The sequence below is a fragment of the Schinkia azotoformans LMG 9581 genome, from assembly GCF_000307855.1.
Taxonomy (GTDB): domain Bacteria; phylum Bacillota; class Bacilli; order Bacillales; family Bacillaceae_J; genus Schinkia; species Schinkia azotoformans.
The window spans coordinates 214,096-234,005 of sequence record NZ_AJLR01000146.1; the positions used below are offsets into that span (position 1 = coordinate 214,096).

Annotated in this window: 24 protein-coding genes and 1 tRNA gene; 21 read left to right on the forward strand and 4 right to left on the reverse strand. The window is 35.8% G+C overall.

Features of this window, described 5'->3' with window-relative positions; translation table 11 throughout:
• Positions 1-15: 15 nt before the first annotated feature.
• Entirely contained in the window at positions 16-1,512 is a 1,497-nt protein-coding gene (locus tag BAZO_RS17310; protein WP_035196787.1) for a DNA/RNA helicase domain-containing protein, read from the reverse strand.
• Positions 1,513-1,703: 191 nt separating this feature from the next.
• Between BAZO_RS17310 and BAZO_RS17315 the strand changes: the two genes are divergently transcribed.
• The 7 genes from BAZO_RS17315 (at position 1,704) to BAZO_RS17330 (ending at position 5,709) form a co-directional block, all read left to right on the forward strand.
• A complete protein-coding gene (locus BAZO_RS17315; RefSeq protein ID WP_004432177.1) occupies positions 1,704-2,081 on the forward strand; it encodes a hotdog domain-containing protein in 378 nt (125 codons plus the stop codon).
• Between the two features lie 275 nt (positions 2,082-2,356).
• On the forward strand, positions 2,357-3,043 hold the full coding sequence (locus BAZO_RS17320; protein WP_004432182.1) for a Crp/Fnr family transcriptional regulator: 687 nt from the start codon (positions 2,357-2,359) through the stop codon (positions 3,041-3,043).
• Between the two features lie 233 nt (positions 3,044-3,276).
• Entirely contained in the window at positions 3,277-3,438 is a 162-nt protein-coding gene (locus BAZO_RS23465; protein ID WP_157382163.1) for a GerAB/ArcD/ProY family transporter, read from the forward strand.
• 239 nt (positions 3,439-3,677) lie between these two features.
• Complete coding sequence (locus BAZO_RS22495) at positions 3,678-3,845, forward strand: hypothetical protein (protein WP_157382164.1); 168 nt, start codon at positions 3,678-3,680, stop codon at positions 3,843-3,845.
• Complete coding sequence (locus BAZO_RS23470) at positions 3,814-3,963, forward strand: DUF5651 domain-containing protein (protein WP_411844573.1); 150 nt, start codon at positions 3,814-3,816, stop codon at positions 3,961-3,963. The genes BAZO_RS22495 and BAZO_RS23470 overlap by 32 nt, the downstream gene beginning before the upstream one ends.
• A 41-nt stretch (positions 3,964-4,004) precedes the next feature.
• Positions 4,005-4,802 (forward strand): glutamate racemase, encoded by a 798-nt coding sequence (gene murI / locus BAZO_RS17325; protein WP_004432185.1) that lies wholly within the window; start codon positions 4,005-4,007, stop codon positions 4,800-4,802.
• A gap of 172 nt (positions 4,803-4,974) precedes the next feature.
• Positions 4,975-5,709 (forward strand): sulfite exporter TauE/SafE family protein, encoded by a 735-nt coding sequence (locus BAZO_RS17330; RefSeq protein ID WP_004432188.1) that lies wholly within the window; start codon positions 4,975-4,977, stop codon positions 5,707-5,709.
• Between the two features lie 146 nt (positions 5,710-5,855).
• Here BAZO_RS17330 and BAZO_RS17335 read toward each other — a convergent pair.
• Positions 5,856-5,927 (reverse strand) — tRNA-Val (locus tag BAZO_RS17335).
• Positions 5,928-6,152: 225 nt separating this feature from the next.
• On the opposite strand from BAZO_RS17335, the gene BAZO_RS17340 reads away from it, so the two are divergent.
• Positions 6,153-6,824 (forward strand): SOS response-associated peptidase, encoded by a 672-nt coding sequence (locus BAZO_RS17340; RefSeq protein WP_004432191.1) that lies wholly within the window; start codon positions 6,153-6,155, stop codon positions 6,822-6,824.
• Positions 6,825-6,890: 66 nt separating this feature from the next.
• Here BAZO_RS17340 and BAZO_RS17345 read toward each other — a convergent pair whose 3' ends face one another.
• Positions 6,891-7,712 (reverse strand): alpha/beta fold hydrolase, encoded by an 822-nt coding sequence (locus tag BAZO_RS17345; protein WP_004432193.1) that lies wholly within the window; start codon positions 7,710-7,712, stop codon positions 6,891-6,893.
• Between the two features lie 196 nt (positions 7,713-7,908).
• Between BAZO_RS17345 and BAZO_RS17350 the strand changes: the two genes are divergently transcribed.
• A complete protein-coding gene (locus tag BAZO_RS17350) occupies positions 7,909-8,619 on the forward strand; it encodes a DUF3889 domain-containing protein (protein ID WP_004432195.1) in 711 nt (236 codons plus the stop codon).
• Between the two features lie 120 nt (positions 8,620-8,739).
• Complete coding sequence (locus BAZO_RS17355; RefSeq protein WP_004432197.1) at positions 8,740-9,051, forward strand: iron-sulfur cluster assembly accessory protein; 312 nt, start codon at positions 8,740-8,742, stop codon at positions 9,049-9,051.
• Positions 9,052-9,159: 108 nt separating this feature from the next.
• Here the strand turns inward: BAZO_RS17355 and BAZO_RS17360 are convergent, their stop codons facing one another.
• Positions 9,160-9,627 carry a hypothetical protein gene (locus tag BAZO_RS17360; protein ID WP_004432198.1) on the reverse strand — a complete coding sequence of 156 codons (468 nt, stop codon included), beginning with the start codon at positions 9,625-9,627 and terminating at the stop codon, positions 9,160-9,162.
• A gap of 370 nt (positions 9,628-9,997) precedes the next feature.
• Here BAZO_RS17360 and paaK point away from each other — a divergent pair, with 370 nt between their 5' ends.
• The 11 genes from paaK (at position 9,998) to BAZO_RS17415 (ending at position 19,874) form a co-directional block, all read left to right on the forward strand.
• Complete coding sequence (gene paaK, locus BAZO_RS17365) at positions 9,998-11,323, forward strand: phenylacetate--CoA ligase PaaK (RefSeq protein ID WP_004432199.1); 1,326 nt, start codon at positions 9,998-10,000, stop codon at positions 11,321-11,323.
• Between the two features lie 141 nt (positions 11,324-11,464).
• The gene (gene paaA / locus BAZO_RS17370) at positions 11,465-12,427 is read left to right on the forward strand and encodes a 1,2-phenylacetyl-CoA epoxidase subunit PaaA (RefSeq protein WP_004432200.1); all 963 of its coding nucleotides are present in this window, start codon (positions 11,465-11,467) and stop codon (positions 12,425-12,427) included.
• 39 nt (positions 12,428-12,466) lie between these two features.
• On the forward strand, positions 12,467-12,817 hold the full coding sequence (gene paaB, locus BAZO_RS17375) for a 1,2-phenylacetyl-CoA epoxidase subunit PaaB (RefSeq protein ID WP_004432201.1): 351 nt from the start codon (positions 12,467-12,469) through the stop codon (positions 12,815-12,817).
• The gene (paaC, locus tag BAZO_RS17380) at positions 12,817-13,647 is read left to right on the forward strand and encodes a 1,2-phenylacetyl-CoA epoxidase subunit PaaC (protein WP_004432225.1); all 831 of its coding nucleotides are present in this window, start codon (positions 12,817-12,819) and stop codon (positions 13,645-13,647) included. The genes paaB and paaC overlap by 1 nt, the downstream gene beginning before the upstream one ends.
• A 112-nt stretch (positions 13,648-13,759) precedes the next feature.
• Entirely contained in the window at positions 13,760-14,254 is a 495-nt protein-coding gene (gene paaD, locus BAZO_RS17385; RefSeq protein ID WP_004432227.1) for a 1,2-phenylacetyl-CoA epoxidase subunit PaaD, read from the forward strand.
• Positions 14,255-14,285: 31 nt separating this feature from the next.
• Entirely contained in the window at positions 14,286-14,594 is a 309-nt protein-coding gene (locus tag BAZO_RS17390; protein ID WP_004432229.1) for an EthD family reductase, read from the forward strand.
• Positions 14,587-15,363 (forward strand): enoyl-CoA hydratase-related protein, encoded by a 777-nt coding sequence (locus tag BAZO_RS17395; RefSeq protein WP_004432235.1) that lies wholly within the window; start codon positions 14,587-14,589, stop codon positions 15,361-15,363. The genes BAZO_RS17390 and BAZO_RS17395 overlap by 8 nt, the downstream gene beginning before the upstream one ends.
• Before the next feature lie 10 nt (positions 15,364-15,373).
• Positions 15,374-16,147: an enoyl-CoA hydratase-related protein gene (locus BAZO_RS17400; protein ID WP_004432238.1), complete on the forward strand. Its 774-nt coding sequence runs from the start codon at positions 15,374-15,376 to the stop codon at positions 16,145-16,147.
• Positions 16,148-16,177: 30 nt separating this feature from the next.
• Positions 16,178-17,695: an aldehyde dehydrogenase family protein gene (locus tag BAZO_RS17405; protein ID WP_004432240.1), complete on the forward strand. Its 1,518-nt coding sequence runs from the start codon at positions 16,178-16,180 to the stop codon at positions 17,693-17,695.
• A 103-nt stretch (positions 17,696-17,798) separates the two neighbouring features.
• Entirely contained in the window at positions 17,799-18,653 is an 855-nt protein-coding gene (locus BAZO_RS17410; RefSeq protein WP_004432242.1) for a 3-hydroxyacyl-CoA dehydrogenase, read from the forward strand.
• Between the two features lie 18 nt (positions 18,654-18,671).
• Positions 18,672-19,874: a thiolase family protein gene (locus BAZO_RS17415; RefSeq protein ID WP_004432245.1), complete on the forward strand. Its 1,203-nt coding sequence runs from the start codon at positions 18,672-18,674 to the stop codon at positions 19,872-19,874.
• Positions 19,875-19,910: the final 36 nt, after the last annotated feature.

The window sequence follows — 19,910 nt, forward strand, 5'->3', positions numbered from 1 at the left end:
GATTTAGGCTCTTATTTAGTTTAAAATCTTTAAGATTTTATCTAAAACATCAGAATTGTTGTGAACCACAATATGCAACTTCTTTTTTGTTCGACTTATGTTTTGATACAGCATTTTAATTGGCTGATAAAAAGTTTGTTTTTCGATATCATTCGTGGCCAGTTTGTGGTTTCGTTTGTAATAAAAGTATTCGTCAATGACGGCAACAACATGATCAAGTTCCTGTCCAGTTCCATATTGATATTTTGCTCTTGCTGTAATTTTATGATCATTATCAGGATTTTCAATATATTGTTCCTCGGTGTAATCGATCACTTTCCATCCCTCTTGTTGTAATAATTGCAAGTAGCTTGTTGTCGCGCTTTTCGAGGAAAAATATTGAATACTGACATCCGAATAATTATCGACATTCGCATGCTTTGACAAATCAAATAAATTATTAATAAATGCATGTATTTCTTTGTTGTGCCTAATAATCGTGGTCAATTCATATTGGTGCGGATTCAAATTTTCCTCTATTAATTTAGGAATATTATTTTCAATCTCAAGCTCCGTTAGGCATTGGTCAGGATCATAGGAAAAAATACATTTTATCTTAAACTGTTTGATCATATTCGTTAATTTCAAAAATTTGTTCTTATACATTCGTTGGGCTTCATCGAATATGATTAATTCATATTGTTGAATATCCATTTCTAGGCTATTGCCTTCATTAAAATTACTAATAGCTTCAATTGGCCAATAATACTGTGTTTTTAGTCTTTCGTGTCCATCATTTAACTTCCCGCAATTAAAAATAAGCACCTTTTTCGATTGTCTCATATATTCTTTAGCGATATCATAGGTTAACAGTGTTTTTCCAGTACCAGTTCCACCTTTAATGGATACAAAAATTGTTTGGTCAGTCGGTGTTAAATTAATGATATCCCTTTTATATGTGTTTTGCTGGGCACTGAGAAAATACTTATCTTCGATAAAAGCTTCAGTAAATGGAGAAATTAAATAATGCGTCGGGTCAAATACCTCATTAAGATCTTCAATCTCTTTAATTTTTTGTTCTTTTAATTTTTCAATTAAAATCTCAAATCCTATTTCTTCAATGCTATCAGGACCGACTAGGCAATAAAGTTTTTGGGTTGATGAAATGTAGGTGAAATTAAAAACATCCACATCAAGAAATTTTAAATAGTGTCGGTTTTGAACAAGCTGCTTTTTAATTTTTTCCTCAGTACTTATTAGCTTTAATTCAATGTTAATAATACTGTTCTTACCGATTCTGAGTAGGTCAAATTCTTTTCCTATTTGTTTTATCATAAATCCGACATAATAATCGTTAAAAATATCAAATTTATCATCCCGTTTTCTAAATTCCCCAACTAAAGCCTTTATATCTTTAATCTCACTTGTACGTATTCTTGGATTAATACCGAATTGTTCAATGTATTTGGCAAAGTTTATTGCATCTAAATCTTCTTTAGCGCTTATTAAAGAAACTAGATTAATTGTTTTCAAAATTGCTTCCCCATTTTCCACGAAGTCAAATTTACTTTACTTCAATTATATAAAAAAGATTGTTTTATTTGAACGGAAACATTTATTAAATAACGGCGGCGATCTGTTTTAAATATTGGGAATATTATTTATAATATAACTGAGCGATCGTTCACTTATGATTTTTAGCAATTGAATTAGGGGGGATACCAGTGTCTTTAAAAGTTGGCGATATTATAGCATTCGAACGGACTTTCACGGCAGATGATGTCAAATTATTTACTACGGTTTCAGGTGATGAAGGCACTCACCATGTTACTCCTGATGAACAGGGAAGACTTGTTATTCAGGGGTTGTTGACCGCTACATTACCAACAAAAGTCGGTGGAGATCATAATGTACTGGCCCGAACGATGAATTTTGAGTTTTTAAGACCCGTATTTACTGGTGATACAATTAGATGTGAAGTAACGATTGAGAAGTTTGAAAGGCAGGATAATAACAGAATATCTATTATGGCATCTTTTCAATGTGCAAACCAATATGAGAAACAAGTATTAAGAGGAAGCTTTGCAGGAGTAATCTTATAATTTAGTAAGTATTGTTGGAACCTGAAATAAAAAACCATTTCAGGTTCTTTTTATTGCCTTTATTCTTCCAAAAAATTTAGAGTTCATAATTTACTCACAAAAATCTCGTTAAAAATTAAAATTTTCCTCACAAAATCAACACGAAATGTACAAAGAACATACACAATTTTTGTGATTTTAATCACGGAATACCGGCAAGGGTATGAGGTACATTGGAATTATCATTTTGCAGAAACTGTGCATAAATCACGATGATAGATAGGGGAGGTTTTGAAATGAGCTTTTTGAAAGATAGTATTAAAAATTTTCCTATAATAAAAGAATTGAATGAAAATGCATTAACACATCTCTTAAATATCATTCGTGTAAGACAATACAAAAATCACGGACAAATTTTTTCAAAAGGTACGTCACTCAATGAAATCTATTTCATAATAAGAGGGAAGGTTAAAATTTTTAACAAGGATTCCTGTGGAAAAGAGCAAATTGTCTGGATTATGCAGAAAGGTGATATTTTCCCATTGGAGGGTTTCTCCAGAGAAGTTACTTTTCCGGCAAATGCCGAGGCCTTAGAAGATTCAATAATAGGTTCGATTGGAGTGCATGACTTCGAATCATTAATATTAGATAACCCGAATGTTTTAATTAAGCTATTTAGTGTAATGAATGAACGAATTATTGATCTCCAAACCCGTCTTGAGGAGCAGGTTCTCCTTGAAAGGAATATGCAAATTGTGAAATTACTATTACGATTGTGTGAAAGGTACGGGGAAATCACCCAAAACGGTCAATGTCATCTGAAGCCCCAGTTTACTACTACTGATTTAGCAAAAATGGTGGGAGCCTCACGAGGGTCCATTAGTAGAACATATACAAGATTAATTAAAGAACAACTATTATATAAAGATAATGTGGGTGGCCTGTTAGTTGAATTTGAAAAATTGAAGGAAAAATTTGGATGATTTGTATGCTTATAGCAGTTAAATTAAGGTACCAATATTAAGACACGTCTGTTCTATTTCTATATGGTAAACAGACTTTTTTTACTTTGGAAATATATTAAGTGCTTATGAACAATATTTCATTAGCTTTTTAATGGAAGAAGAGGTGAGATCAAGTCTAGAATTACATTAAATTTGAAATACTACCTTGATGCTAGAAAAGAATTTATTTTGTTAAGATAGATTCTTTTTTTATGGAGCAAATATCACTATACCAACTTTTTGTATTAACTGTTTTTTTTCAAATAGGGACCACTATCATATATGGTTTTGGTGCTGCTGCAGGAAGGGATGCCTGGATTGTTACCATTCTCTCTTTTCTATTAGATTTTTTAGCCCAATATTGTTTATTTTAGAGAATTTACATTTGAGGTGTGGACTCCCTATTCATTAACTTTCTTTTTATTGCTGCCTTTACTATTGTTAGTTGTGGCGAATATTAAAACAAAAATAAACAGGAAAGGTTCTCTATAAATTACTGGCAAGAGGAGAATTCCCACTACATTATTAGAAATTCTAACTTCAATATTGAAACAAATGGGAGGAGTCTGCGTCTAATAAAAGTAGAGAGTAAAATTTACGAGAGGGAACAGACATGAAAAAATCATCTTTTTTGGTGATAGCCTTTATTTTATTTTGGAGTTTGTTTATTATTGGTTGTGAACAAGCAAACGGGCCCCAATTAAAGGAAGATGACCAGCAACTAGAGGCTACTACTCAGCAACTCGAAAATGTCCAGCAAGAAAAATCTTTCTCATTGTAATGGCTGCACAAAGGGTTGGAACACCTGTACATTGCATCAAGTGTTTGAAGATAACTTTATCTCGGAAAGCGGATTTGACTACAATAATTGCAAGTATGCATATAAAATAGATTCTTAATAAGTGATTGATAGCATTAAATTTGGAGAAGAGTGAAAGTAGTGAGAATAGGTTTTTTTGATTCTGGAATAGGTGGAATGACTGTACTTCATCAAGCATTGAAGTATTTACCGAATGATGATTATATTTATTATGCAGATACCCTGCATGTTCCATATGGTGAAAAAACAAAAAAAGAGGTAAGGGAGTATATTTTTAATGCAGTTGACTTTATGGCTGAACAAGGAATTAAAGCATTAGTCATTGCATGTAATACTGCAACTAGTATCGCTGTGGATGACCTTAGAAAAAAGTATAATTTCCCTATTTTGGGTATTGAACCAGCTGTAAAACCAGCAGTTCAACTCTGTGAGGGAAAAAGAAAAAAGGTTTTAGTGTTGGCGACCAATTTAACTCTCCGAGAGGAAAAGTTCCAAAACCTTGTGAAAAGTATAGACCATCACGATATTGTTGAAAGTCTACCACTTCCTGGTCTGGTTCAATTCGCTGAGGATTTTGAATTTAGAGATGAAAAAGTTGTACCATATTTAAAAGAAAAACTATCTTCATTTGATTTAAAACAGTACGGAACGATTGTACTTGGATGCACCCATTTCCCCTATTTTGAAAATAGTTTTAAAAGAATATTTCCTGAAGAAGTGGATATTATTTCTGGAGGTATTGGAACTGCAAAAAACTTAAAACGAATTCTCGAAGCTAGGAATCAAATTAACGATGGGGCAGGAGATATTTTATTTTTTAAATCTGGTTATAAAGTTAAAGACAAAGAAACATTATCTATTTATAAAAAGTTGTTGGTAATGTTAGACGGAATAAGTTCTTTAACAGTGGGTTCATAGAGCGCCACGAGGGTCAATTAGTAGAAAGTATACAAGATTAATTAAAAAATAACTATTTAAAGAAAAATTTGGGTATTCCCTTGTGTAAACAGGCAGGGAGGATTGTTGAATTGGATGGTATAATAAATTCAATGATAAAATACTAGTTACATTGAATTTATAGGAGGTTATTTTGGGGACTATACTATCTTTTTTATGTATTATATTAGTGGCTTCTATTCTGCAAACAAGTACAGGTTTTGGGTTTTCCATAATGGCGACCCCCTTTTTGCTAATGTTATTTCTGCCACAAGAAGCCATACAAATAAACATAATTTTATCTTTAATTATTTCAGTTTCATTAATAGGGAAAATAAGCAAAGATATTGATTTTTCAATTTTAAAGAGGTTTATTATCGGAAGTATGGTAGGGGTACCCTTTGGTATACTGATCTTTATTTCCATTAACATAACTGCTTTTAAAATAGGAGTTAGTATATTGCTTTTAATATTAACTTTGTTGTTAATACTTAACTTCAGGGTAAAGCCAAATCGCATTGGAGATTTCGTTGTTGGTGGGTTATCAGGTCTTTTAACAGCAAGCATTGGTATGCCGGGTCCCCCGTTATTACTTTACTTTACAGGAACCGATACTGAAAAAGGGAAGCTAAGGGCAACTACTTTAGCTTTTTATCTGTTTATATATTTTATCAGTCTAATTACTCAAATAATTCTTACTGGTACAAATAAATTAGTATGGGAGTCAAGTTTTTATGCAATTCCAATTGTATTTTTGGGGTTGTTTATAGGTCAAATTATTTACAAATGGCTAAATCAACGGATTTTTAAGATATTTACATATATTCTTTTGAGTTTTACTGGGATTTATCTTCTTATCGAAAGTTTGAATTTACAAATAAACTCTTAAATACTAGGGAGTTCTAATGGAAGATATAACCATGTTGGAACCCATTTGCAAATCATAAATATAGGCATTTGAAAGTAAAAAGTCAAATCGTAAAAAAAAAAGCCTAAACCCTTTCACATCAAAGGATTTAGGCTCTCTTACAATGATGGTCTGTACTGGATTCGAACCAGTGACACCTTGCCTGTCAAGCAAGTACTCTCCCACTGAGCTAACAGACCAGAACAAAATTAATTATATAAAAATATTCCCATATAGTCAATATTAGTTAATGAAAAGAGTTATTATTTAAATTAGTAATAGTAATAATCAATAATAGGGAAATGTATAGGTCGGGTCCCGGTGATTGCGGTCAAGAACCAACACTGGGGTATGAGGGTTGTCCGCAAATACCATTGAATAAGCTTCCGTAACCGTATTTGAGATAATGAAAAGAGGGTTAATATATGTGTGGACGTTTTTCGTTAACTACACCACTAGAGGAAATTATTAAATTATTCAATATTGTAAATGGGGATGAGCTTGATTATGAGATCAGCTACAATATCGCCCCAAGCCAAAATGTTTTTTCAATTGTATCCGATGGTGAAAACAACAGGGGTGGATTCTTGCGTTGGGGGTTGGTGCCGTCTTGGGCAGAGAATCCGTCAATTGGCTATAAAATGATTAACGCCAGGTCCGAAACGATTGATGAAAAGGCAAGTTTTAAAAACTTGTTAAAGCGGAGACGTTGTTTGATTGTAGCTGATGGATTTTATGAATGGAAAAAAGACGATCAAGGGAATAAACGACCATTCAGAATCGTTCATAAAGATAATAAGTTATTTGCATTTGCAGGCCTTTGGGACCGGTGGGAAAAAGAGGGGACAGTTTTATATACATGCACAATAATTACAACAAAGCCGAATGAAATTATGAAGGATATTCACGATCGCATGCCGGTTATTCTTCCAGAAGAAGCGCAAAAAATATGGCTCGATCGCAGTATCCAGGATACTAATCAATTAAAACAGCTGTTAATACCATATGCGGCTGAGGAAATGATTGTATATGAGGTATCGTCTATAGTGAATTCACCGAAAAATAACCAGATGGAGTGTATACAATCATTGGAATAGGGAAAAATCAGAAGCCTGTCTGTAGAACACAGCTTCTGATTCCCCTTAACCAAAAATAATCAAATACTATCTATTCAAAAAATCAACAACCTGTACAGCGAACTCATTGGTTTTTTCAATTTGTACCCAGTGGCCGCACTCAGGGAATACAGTCAACTGAGCATTTGGAAGAGCAAGTGCCAGCCTGTAGCTAGTTTCTTTTAAAGGAATAACTTCGTCATCTCTGCCGTGAATTAATAAAACTGGGAAGTTAATATCTTGTAATTGGTCAATAGTTAAAGACATTGCCCCAACATGTCTTTGTCTTGGTGCAGGGAACATAGAGGAAAATGATTCTTGGAAGCCTGGTTGAATACTGGACTTATAACGCATTTCAACTAAATCGCCATTCTCAGCCATGCTTTTGTCAAAGGCAAATATCTTAATTAGGTTTTTCATATTTTCATGGCTTGGCTCGTAGCCCCAAACTTGGTCTAATCCATCAGCAATATGATGGTCAATGCCCATACTACCCATTAAGATGAGTTTGTTGATAAGGTCAGGACGTTTTTTAGCCATGTGTAAGGCAATAGCGCCACCGAAAGAATTTCCAATTACTGAAATCTTTTTATGGCCAACAGCTTCAATAAAATCAATCATATGGTCTGCCCAAACATCGATTCCATATTGAACACCCTCTGGCCTGTCTGTATAGCCAAAACCAACTACATCAGGTGCATATAAATGATAATGTTGCGAAAGAAGCGGGAACACTAAACGCCAGTTTGCCCAAGCAGACACCCCTGGTCCAGAACCGTGAATCAGTAAAACAACTTCACCTTGACCATCTTCATGATAGTGGGTATTGACGCCTTTAACTTCAATAAATTTACCTTTTTCAACTGACATAAAAATTCCTCCAATCTTTTTGAATTCATTTTTGGCAATTCGACAAACTTTCTCTTAAATCCTTTATTTTCACAATTTTTTAAAAATTTTTTTTGAAAAGTAGATAATTAATTTCACAAACAGTGTGCTACTGTAACAGGTCAACCTTTTAAAGGCATATGCTATCTAGAAAGAAATTGAAAAGGAGGAAGGAAAAATGTGGCCTCACTACTATCTTGGGTCTAATATTAACCCCAATATTTATGGAACCTATCAGTATCGAACTTTCCATGGTCAACCCTATGATAATTACAATACGGGCTATCTGTTAGATACAACTGATAACTGGGATCGGCAACGTCCTATAAGAGGTCAAGCGACATGGACGACTGGGGGACAAGTTACAAAATGCGGCATCCCCTGGTCTAAAAATGAATATATGACGGTCGCTGTCGGAGAAAATTCCCCTTATAAATGTGGTCAAACTCTTAAAATACGAAACTTAACTTCGCCAGGGCAAAGAGAAATTATTGTGACAATCGTAGATACAGTGGCTGGTTATCCGGCAAATAAAGTCAATCTTCATCGCAACGCATTTATAGCCTTAGGAGCGAATCCAAGTATAGGTGTTATAAATGTCGAGATTATTCCATCGCCTGAGCTTGAAAAAGAAAGATGGGGGAAATATTTGCTGGAGATTATTAAAACAGCTTATCCAACTTATAACGTAACGGATTTTCATTTTATTAGAAAAACCCATGTCTCTCCGTCGCAGACTAAAGAAACCTATGAATATATTGTTCATTCCGGGCAAGATAATATTAGGATACAAGGCAATGTAGTTTATAATCCAAATACAGATCGAGTTACTTCCATTGATTTTAAGGAAATAGAGCATTTTGAAAGATACGATAACCTCTATTTCTAAAATTCACTATGCTGTAAAATTAAATAAAGCCTCTAAACATTCAATATCGTTGCTTGGAGGCTTTAAAAATGGGTAAAATATGAATACATACAAAACAAATAATTGGAGGAATCATCAATAATGAAATGTAAAATTAATCGCAATGCCGCAAAAGTGTTGAATGAGATGCTTGGAAGTGAAGAAGCAGAAGGAAAAATGATCCGTGTATACATAACTCATATGCATGGCGACCATGCCCATTATGATTTAAAACTTGATACACCAACGGAACATGATGAAGTTGTCAAGACAGACAAAGGAATCGATGTCATCCTTGATAAAAGAGAGGAATTCTTAGATGGCGTTTGGATTAAATATTTTTATGTTCCAGAGGAAGGGTTCGAAATCACCAACCCTTCTAAGGAGCCACAAGGCCATCACCATCATCATTAAAACAAAAAGAGCATGAGTCACATAAACGTGATTTCATGCTCTTAATTTTTTACACTCCAACAACCTTTAAATAGATCGGCAGCAATATCGCCATAACAATCCCGTATTTCATATTCCAGCGGAAGGCAATCCTTGTAACTTCAATATGCTATTGATTGCGCTGACTAATAAACGGGGCGATTGAATAGGTGCAGCTTTTGATAAATAATGGAGGATTGAAATGGAACCAATATTAAAAACTACCTCCAATGCATGTGCCAGCGCTTGAGTTACTAGAAAAACGAAAGAAGACTTTGGGTTTACTCGCGCAAATAATTGTTTTAAAGATTCTAAATACCCACCCAACCGCACCGGGATTCCTAGTAATGGTACAAGTGTAAAAATTGATACTAAAGTTAAATTGACTCTAACCCCATCCAACCATTCTCCGAACGGGGCCCTAACCCCTACCAAGATTGTAATTGCTGCAATCTTAAATATATAACCAAAGGCAATCGTTACAAGAAAAATACCAAGAAAATGGTCCTTTTTCGCTCCTTCAGTTGCGCCATTATTTTGGTGTTCATCCAGCTTCACTAAATTCATCTCTCTTCGATAATTAATTCTTAAAATATAAAATCCACTTTTTATTAAATATTACGTATGCACTGAAAAATTGTAACATAATACTTTAAATAGTTTGAAAATTTAGTTAGATTATAATAGGGAGGCGCTAAATAGGGATTTATAAACAAAAAAAAATAAAAAGTCTAAAAAATCTGAAAACCTATTGACAATTTACTTTGAGAGTTGTAAATTTTATACAAACATTACAAAAATATTATAATCGTAAATATAACGTCATACATTAATTGTGTACCGTAATATTTATGATAAATTGAAAACGCTTTTATGTAGTATTTTGGCGAAATATTGCTATGAATGTAAATTTAAAGGAGGAAATGCGATGATTCTACATGAAATTGAGACAGAAAACAGGGAGAATATTGAAAGGATTCAATTAAGTAGATTGAAAGAAACAGTTAAAAAAGTATACAACAATGTACCGTTTTATAAACAAAAGTTTAGCGAAAAAAATATAACTCCAGACGCTATTAAAGGCTTAGAGGATATTTCGAAACTACCATTTACAAAAAAACAAGATTTACGTGATCACTACCCATTCGGTCTTTTTGCAGTTGACCGTAAAGAAATTGTACGCATCCACGGTTCATCCGGTACAAGTGGTAAGCCGACAGTGGTGGCTTATACGAGAAAAGACATTCAAAGTTGGAGTGAAATTGTAGCCAGAGCAATAACGATAGCTGGTGGAAAACCAGGAGAGGTATTACATAATGCATATGGATATGGTTTGTTTACTGGTGGATTGGGACTTCATTACGGCAGTGAGCATTTAGGAATGTCTACAGTTCCTATTTCAGGAGGAAATACTGAAAGACAGATTACTTTAATTGAAGATTTTGAGCCGACGGTCATTTGTGGAACACCATCATATATATTAAACGTTGCAGAGCATATGGAGGAGTTAGGAAAGGATCCTCGTAAAACAAGCTTGAAATATGGAATTTTCGGAGCAGAACCTTGGTCTGAGGAAATGAGAAGAACGATAGAAGAAAAGTTTGATATAAAGGCTTGCGATATTTACGGTTTAAGTGAAGTTATGGGTCCTGGGATTTCGATGGAATGTCATCATGCTCAGGATGGTTTGCATGTTGCTGAAGACCATTTCTATGTTGAGGTTATTGATCCAAATACGCTTGAACCAGTGGCAGATGGACAGGACGGAGAATTAGTTTTTACTAGTTTGACAAAAGAAGCATTTCCTGTAATTCGTTATCGAACAGGGGATATTGCATCAGTTACTAGAGAAAAGTGTAAGTGTGGCAGAACAACTCTTCGCATGTCACGTGTAAAAGGTCGAATTGATGACATGATCATTATTAGAGGAGTAAATGTATTTCCGTCCGAAATTGAACATTATCTATTGCAAGTAAATGAACTGGCACCATTTTACCAAGTGCACCTATTAAAAAAAGGTATTATGGATGCAATTGAACTTAATGTTGAAATCACAGATGCAGTATATAAACAAGTTGAATGGAATATGAATCATGAAAGTATTCAGCTCCTGAAGAAGAAAGTACAGCATATTATGAAAAATAGCTGTCTTGTATCAATGGATGTAAAAATACACGAACCTAAGTCGATTAAAAGATCAGAAGGGAAAGCCGTTAGGGTTATCGATAGAAGATCAATAAGTGTCGGTGTTTAATCAATTTAAATTTATTAAAAGTCTGAAAATTTTATAAATTGTACTTGTAATATATATGACGTAATATTATAATCACGTTATGGAAACGTCATATAAAAATAATGAGTTTTCGAAACTATAATAAAGAAAGGTGGAATTAAAATGGCTGTAGTAGTAAATTCATCGGATGAGCTTAAGCACAAAGAGTTTATGCAAAGAATCGAAGCTGGTGAAAAGATTGAGGCCAGTGACTGGATGCCTGAAGAATATCGAACGGCACTGATCAAGCTAATTTCCATGCATGGGATTAGTGAGATTATGGGTGCATTGCCGGAGAAGGAGTGGACACCTAAAGCACCATCCCTTTACCGTAAGCTTGGGATTATGGCAAAAGTCCAAGATGAGATGGGGCATGGCCAACTTTTATTAAGGGTTGCTGAAGACTTAATAAAACCACTTGGCAAAACACGTGAAGATTTAATGCAAGATTTGTTCAAAGGGGATTTGAAATTCCATAACGTTTTCCATTGGAAAACAGAATCTTGGGCAGATGCTGGATTAATCGGATGGTTGGTAGATGGAGCAGCAATAATCACACAGACCAATATGTTGGATGCTTCTTATGCACCATACGCAAGAGCATTAAAGAGAATTGCTGCGGAGGAAGTGTTCCACGCCCAGCATGGTGAGGCAATTTCTGTAGCTTTAGCTAAAGGAACAAAAGAACAAAAAGAAATGCTTCAAGATGCCCTAAATCGTTGGTGGCCAGCACTATTAATGTTCTTTGGACCTCCAACTTCCGAAACAACAGGCACTTCGAAGCAAGACATAACAATCAAATATAAAATTAGAAAAAATACAAATGAAGATTTAAGACAATTTTATCTTACTAAATATATTCCAAGAATTCAAGGGATTGGTTTAACAATTCCAGATGAAACAATATACCTTGATTCGGAAACAAAGAACTGGGTATATAAACAACCGGATTGGGATTATTTTAAAAAAATTATTAGTAATAATGGTCCAATGTCACAACAAAGACTGCGCCTAAGAAAAATTTCTTATGAAAATAATGCATGGGTACGTGAAGCATTGGGTTTGAATAGTGAAGTAGGTATTTGATTAGTCATGTGATTGAAAAAGAAGGAGGGAGATTAATCAATGGATAAGAGTACGCAATTTTATGAAGAATTTCAAGTGTTTAGTCGAAAAACACCTACCTCTTATGCACAGGAGCAATATACATTACTTGCTCCAAATCATGAAATCGCTTTAATGATGGCGCAAGAAAATTTTATGAGACGTGAAGAGGTTTGTGATATATGGGTTGTAAAACGCTCAGACATTCGGTCGCTGACACCGGAAGAACGCCAAGGACTTAAGCGTATTGATAATAAAGATTATCGTACAACAAAGGGCTACGGCTATTTGGCAAAAATTTGGAGAGAAGCCGAGCAGGGAATGTTAGATGAGAAAGAAATCCTTTCTTGGAGTAAGGGGCGTGTTAAATAATGAAAATCACATCAGCAAATGAAGTCAACGATCCAAAAAATGTAGAGTATAAAAAAGTGTTAGTAGATTTATTGTATCAACTGGCTGATGACGATTTCCTTCATTCTTTTAGAGGAAGTGAATGGCTCGGGTTAGTGCCGCATATTGAAGAAGATGTAGCTTATTCATCTATTGCCCAAAATACAATGGGACATGCCGCGATTTATTATGAATTACTGGAAGAGATTGGGGAAGGTAAATCTGATGATTTAGCCCATGGTCGTTCAGACGCTGTTCGTAAAAATGCCATTCTATTAGAAGAAGTAAACGGTCCTGGCGGTTGGTTATACGAAGAACCTAAATATGATTGGGCATTCACCGTTGTTCGCAATTATTTCTATGAAGTAATGAAAAAGCACAAGATTGAATCTTTAAAAACAAGCTCGTACGAGCCGCTTGCACAAGTTGCTATCAAGGTTCAATCTGAAACCATTTATCACTTAATGCATTGGAGAACTTGGTTCTACCAACTGGTAAGTGCCGAAGGTGAAGCAAGAGACCGAATGAAGGCTGCAATTGAAAAGGCTTGGAGGGATGTGGGTGGACTTCTTTCACTTGGACCTAACCGTGAAGCTATGGTGAATACAGGATTGATTGATGGTGAAGAAGTGTTAAAAGAACGTTTTGTGGCCGTTGTCAAGGATGCGTTTGAACATCTTAATTTAGAATATCCGGGAGAGCCTGGAATGGAACGTGGGGATGGTAGAACGGGTGTTCATACTGCGGATTTAAAAGAAGCAATTAATACACTGGCAGAAGTTTATAACTTAAATCCTGCTGTATCTTGGTAAGAACAATATGTAAATATATGCTGCGGGAGTTCTAATTTTAAGATTATATTAGTTTACTAGATTTACACCGCAGCATATATTGTTGGAAAAATACTAGAAAGGTGGAGTGAAAATGATAATCTCACAAACTCTAGAGGAAAAGGTTAAACAACAAATCGAAACTGTTTATGATCCAGAGATTGATACGATTAATATCGTTGATTTGGGAATGCTTGGAAATGTTTCGATCCTCGAAAAAAAAGTAACTGTTGAACTTCTTCCGACATTTTTAGGATGCCCTGCATTAGGAATCATTAAAGAAAATGTAATAAAAGCCATTAGTGAACTTAATGAAGTGGAAGAGGTTGTGGTTAACTACATCAATACCCCTCCTTGGACTTCCGCTTCAATCACAGAAAAAGGGAGAGAAGCGCTGAAGAAATTTGGTATAGCCCCTCCTCCTATTCAACTTGAAAGTGACGGGTCTTGGCAAGTTGACTGCCCGTATTGCGGGTCACCCTACAACACACTAGAAAATATTTTTGGTCCTTCTGCATGTAGAAGTCTTCTGTATTGCAAGGAATGTAAAAACCCATTTGAAGCGATGAAGCCGATTTCTATTTTATAAAAAAATAAGATCAAACATGGAGGTATATAAAATGATTAAATTTGTAGCACTATATAAACACCCTGAAGATAAGGAAAAGTTTGATGAGCATTATTTTTCAACACATGCGCCAATTACGGAGAAAATCCCTGGCTTGTTAAAAATGGATGTTACTAAATTTGTTGGCAGTCCAATGGGTGGTGAAAGTGAATATTACTTAATGTGCGAAATGTATTATGAGAGCATGGATACATTTAAAACGGCAATGAAAACTGAGGAGGCTAAAGCATCTGGTAAAGACTTAATGTCTTTTGCTAAGGGGATTGTTACGTTCATGATTGGTGAGGAAGTTAATGAGTAATTTTCAATATATAAACGTATTAAGCCGTAATTCAATTGGTTATATCAATCTCAATCGCCCGAAAGTGTTAAATGCACTTAGCCGATCAATGGTAAGAGAAATTGTTAATGCAATGGAAGACTTCGATCAAAATGATGAAATAAAAGTAATTATTATGTCAGGGGAAGGTCGGGCGTTTGCAGCAGGTGCCGATATTGATGAAATGGCTGAGGATGATCCTGTACGTTTTGAATTATTGAATCAATTTAAAGATTGGGATCGAATCGCTCTCATTAAAAAACCAATCATTGGTGCAGTACATGGCTTTACATTAGGTGGTGGCTTTGAATTGGCACTTTGCTGCGACATTTTATTTGCTGCTGAAAACGCACAATTTGGTTTTCCGGAAATTAAGTTGGGTGTGATGCCAGGAGCAGGAGGGACACAGCGCTTAACCAAATTGATGGGAAAAACAAAAGCATTGGAATGGCTGTGGCTTGGTGAACCAATGTCTGCCAAAGAGGCTTTACATTATGGTGTTGTCAATCGCTTAGTTGCCCCGGAAATATTATTAGAAGAAACCGTTCGTTTTGCTGAAAAAATCGCAATGCAGCCTCCTCTTTCTCTAAGACTAATTAAAGAGGCAGTTCAAAAAGCAGTTGACTATTCATTATATGAAGGAATGCAATTTGAGAGAAAAAACTTCTACCTTTTATTTTCTTCACAGGATCAAAAAGAAGGAATGAAGGCGTTTATCGAAAAGAGAAAGCCTAATTTTGAAGGGAAATAGGAGGATTTTAATGTTTGAAACAATTAAATTCGATGTTAAAAATGGTGTTGCTTGGTTAACCTTAAATCGCCCAGATAAACTAAATGCTTTTACAGAACAAATGAATGTAGAAATTGGTGAAGCTTTGAAGGATGTTGCTAGAAACTCTGAGATTAGATGTTTAGTCATTACAGGGGAGGGTCGTGCTTTTTGTTCAGGTGAGGACATCGGCAGTCTTGGTGAGGAAACAAATCATGGTGAGATTCTTAGAAATCGTTACAATCCGATGGTTCAGCAGCTTGCTGCCATTGAAAAGCCAGTTATTGCTGCGATCAACGGAGTTGCTGCAGGTGCAGGATTAAGCCTTGCTTTGGCTTGCGATTTTCGACTAGCATCTGAAAAGGCTAGTTTAGTTGAAGCGTTTATTCATATCGGCTTAATTCCTGATTCAGGGAACTTGTATTACTTGCCTAGATTAGTAGGCCAGGCTAAAGCACTTGAATTAGCGATATTAGGGGAAAAAATCTCTGCCGAAGAAGCAAAATCAATTGGATTAGTTACAAAAGTAATACCTTCAGATCATTGGGAGAAAGAGGTATCTGTATTTGCACAAAAGTTGGCAAAAATGCCAACAAAAGCGATTGGATTAATAAAGCGCTATGTTAATGATAGCTGGACTTGCAATCTCGAAGAAATGCTTGAGAAGGAAGCATATGGGCAGAGGGCTGCAGGGTTAACTGCTGATCACCAAGAAGGAATAGCGGCATTCTTGGAAAAGCGGAAGCCAGAATTTAAGGGTTTGTAAATAAATGTAATAAACCAAGGGGTGTTATTTATGTCTACAATTAAAGAAGAAAAAATGGAAAAATTAAATATGAAGCGTGAATATTATCAAATGGTTATTAATGGTGAACGTGTTGATGCATTAGCAAAGGAAACATTCACTACATATAATCCTGCAACAGGTGAGGTGCTTGCGCAGGTTGCGAAAGCATCAAAGGATGATGTTAATAGAGCTGTTGAAGCAGCCCGTAATGCTTTTGACAACGGAAAATGGAGAAAGTTCCCAGTAAATAAAAGATCAAGAGTTTTAAATAAAATTGCATCTATTATGAGAGCACGTTTCAATGAATTAGTAGAATTAGAAGTTCTAAACAGCGGTAAATCTTTATCAGCTGCTCAAGGTCAGGTTATGCAATCTATTGAAGATTTTGAGTTTTATGCTGCTGCGATTGTAGGCCACCGCGGTGAAGTTAATAATCTTCCGTACGGATTTTTAAATTATACTCAAAAAGAACCGGTAGGCGTTTGTGGACAAATTATTCCTTGGAACTATCCAATGATGATGGCAGCTTGGAAGATCGCACCGGCCATTGCAGCAGGGTGTTCTGTAGTATTAAAACCAGCGAGTCTAACGCCATTAACGGCCATTGTATTAACTGAAATTTGTCATGAGGCTGGAGTACCTGAAGGGGTAGTCAACGTTGTAACTGGACCAGGTGCTAGTGTGGGAGATGCCATTGTAGAACATCCGGGTGTTGATAAAGTTGCCTTTACAGGATCTACACCAATTGGTAAAGACATTATGGGAAAAGCTTCCCAAACATTAAAACGTCTTACACTTGAATTAGGTGGAAAATCCCCAAATATCGTATTTGAGGATGCTGATATTGACGCAGCTGTTTATGGTTCTATTTTTGGAATTTTCTATAATACAGGTCAATCTTGTGAGGCGCGCTCACGTTTATATGTTCATGAAAACATTTATGATCAATTTATGGAAAAATTCGTTGAAAAGACGCAGCAATTACGTTTAGGAAATCCTATGGATCCTGGAACACAAGTAGGTTCTATTATTAGTAGAGGCCAACTTGAAGTTATTGATGGCTATGTAAAATCTGCAATTGAAGAGGGTGCAACGGTCCTTACAGGTGGTCATGAAGTAACAGTAGAAGGTTTTGAAAATGGGTATTGGTATGCGCCAACCATTATTACCGATGTTACCCATGAGATGAAGGTCGTAAAAGAAGAAATCTTCGGACCTGTTGTTGTTGTCATGAAATTTAGTAATGAAAAAGAAGCTATTAAGCTTGCTAATGATACTGAATTTGGTTTAGGTTCTGCTATCTGGACTAAGGACCAAGGCACTGCAACTCGAGTTGCCCACCAAATCCAAGCAGGTATTGTAATGGTAAACTGTCCATTTTCAGCCTTCCCAGGAACACCATTTGGTGGTTATAAGCAATCCGGTTTTGGTCGTGAACTTTGTATCGAAACGCTAGATTTATATACGGAAACAAAGAGTGTTCTCTCATATTATGGTGGCAAGCCATTAAATCCACTAGGTGTGTAATTAAAATAGGTTAACATAGTTTTTTTAAAACGAGCACCTTTATTATAAAAAGTGCTCGTTATTTTTTCAGTATATAAATAGGTAGATAATAGGAGGAAATATCGTGGTTAAACATATAGTTGTGGTTGGATCAGGTACGATGGGAAGAGGCATTGCCTATGTTTCTGCTGTGGGTGGATTTCATGTAAAACTCGTGGATGTTAAAAATGAAGCATTATTAAATGCTGAAAAAGAGATAAATAGTATTTTTGACAAAGGAATTGAACGTGGAAAAATCTTAGTGGAACAGTCCGATGAGGCTAAAAAGCGTTTAACATATGAGTCAAATTTAGCAGATGCTGTGAAAACAGCTGATATGGTTATAGAGGCTGTACCTGAAATTAAAGATATTAAGAAAAATGTGTTTGAAGCAATCGATGCAAATGCACCTGAAAGTTGTTACTTTGCAACAAATACATCAACGATGAGCCCGACAGAAATCGCTTCCTATACGAAACGTCCTGAAAGAGTAATTGCTATGCATTTCTTCAATCCTGTTCATAAAATGCCGCTTGTAGAAATTATCCGTGGTTTGGAAACAGCAGATGAAACAGCTGAAGTTGCAAGACAAGTATCGGAAAAAATGGGAAAGGAAACCGTTGTTGTTAATGAGTTTCCGGGATTTGTTACAAGCAGAATCAGCACGCTAGTGGGCAATGAGGCATTTTATATGCTTCAGGAAGGAATTGGTACACCGGAGGAAATAGATAAGGCTATTAAGCTCGGGTTGAATTACCCGATGGGTCCATTTGAACTTGTAGACTTAGTCGGTTTAGATGTGCGATTGAATAATTTAAAATACTTACATGAAAAATTAGGAGAAAAATATCGTCCTGCTCCGCTCTTAGAACAGTATGTAAAAGCTGGCAGATTAGGTAGGAAAGTGGGCAGAGGCGTTTACGATTATACTGATAAATAGGGATAGGAGCTGTTAGTGATGAGAGAAGTAGTTATCGTTGATGCTGTTCGAACTCCAATTGGCCGTTATAAAGGTGCATTAAAATCAGTGCGTCCTGATGATTTAGGGGCGATTGTAATTAATAAAATTATGGATAGAAATCCCAATGTTCCCGTTGAACAAATTGAGGAAGTAGTATTAGGAAATGCTAACCAGGCTGGTGAGGATAACCGTAATGTTGCAAGAATGTCTGCGTTGCTTGCTGGCCTTCCCGTTGAAGTTGGTGGAACAACCATAAACCGCCTTTGTGGTTCGGGGTTGGATGCTGTTAATTATGCTGCACGTGCCATCTTGGCTGGAGAGGGTGAAATTTTTATCGCGGGAGGAACAGAGAGTATGACTCGTGCCCCTTTAGTAATGGCAAAGCCAGAAACAGATTTCCCGCGCGGTGACATGAAAATGTTTGATACTACAATTGGCTGGCGTTTTACAAATGAGAAATTACACGAAATGTATGGATCAGATACGATGCCAAAAACGGCAGAAAATGTTGCACAACGGTTCGATATTTCACGTGAAGAACAAGATCAATTTGCTTTTGAGAGTCAAATGAAGGCAAAAAAAGCAATAGAAGAAAATAGGTTTGCAGATGAGATTGTTCCGGTAGTTCTTCATGACCGTAAAGGAAATGAAACTATCGTTGATCAAGATGAACATCCGCGGCCTGAAACAACATTAGAAAGCCTTGCAAAGCTGAAACCAATCTTTCCAAACGGCACAGTAACGGCAGGAAATGCATCAGGTGTAAATGATGGTGCATCTGTTTTACTGTTAATGTCAGCTGAGAAAGCTGACGAGTTAGGAGTTAAGCCATTAGTTAAATATAAAGTATCCGCTACAGCAGGTTTAGAGCCGGCAATAATGGGATTAGGACCAGTTTTTGCAACAAGAAAAGCTTTAACACGTGCGGGATTAACAATTAATGATTTAGGTCTAGTGGAGTTAAACGAAGCATTTGCTTCCCAATCTTTGGAGTGCATGAAGCAACTTGAGTTGAATAATGATATTGTTAATGTTAATGGTGGTGCGATTTCGTTCGGTCACCCTTTAGGAGCCAGCGGAGCTAGGATATTAACCACACTTATTTATGAGATGAAAAAACGAAATGTTAAATATGGACTCGCGACGATGTGTATTGGTGTTGGTCAAGGAATTGCAACTATTGTCGAAAATATTGAATGAAATAAAAGTTATTTAAATATAATATTTGTTTGTTCA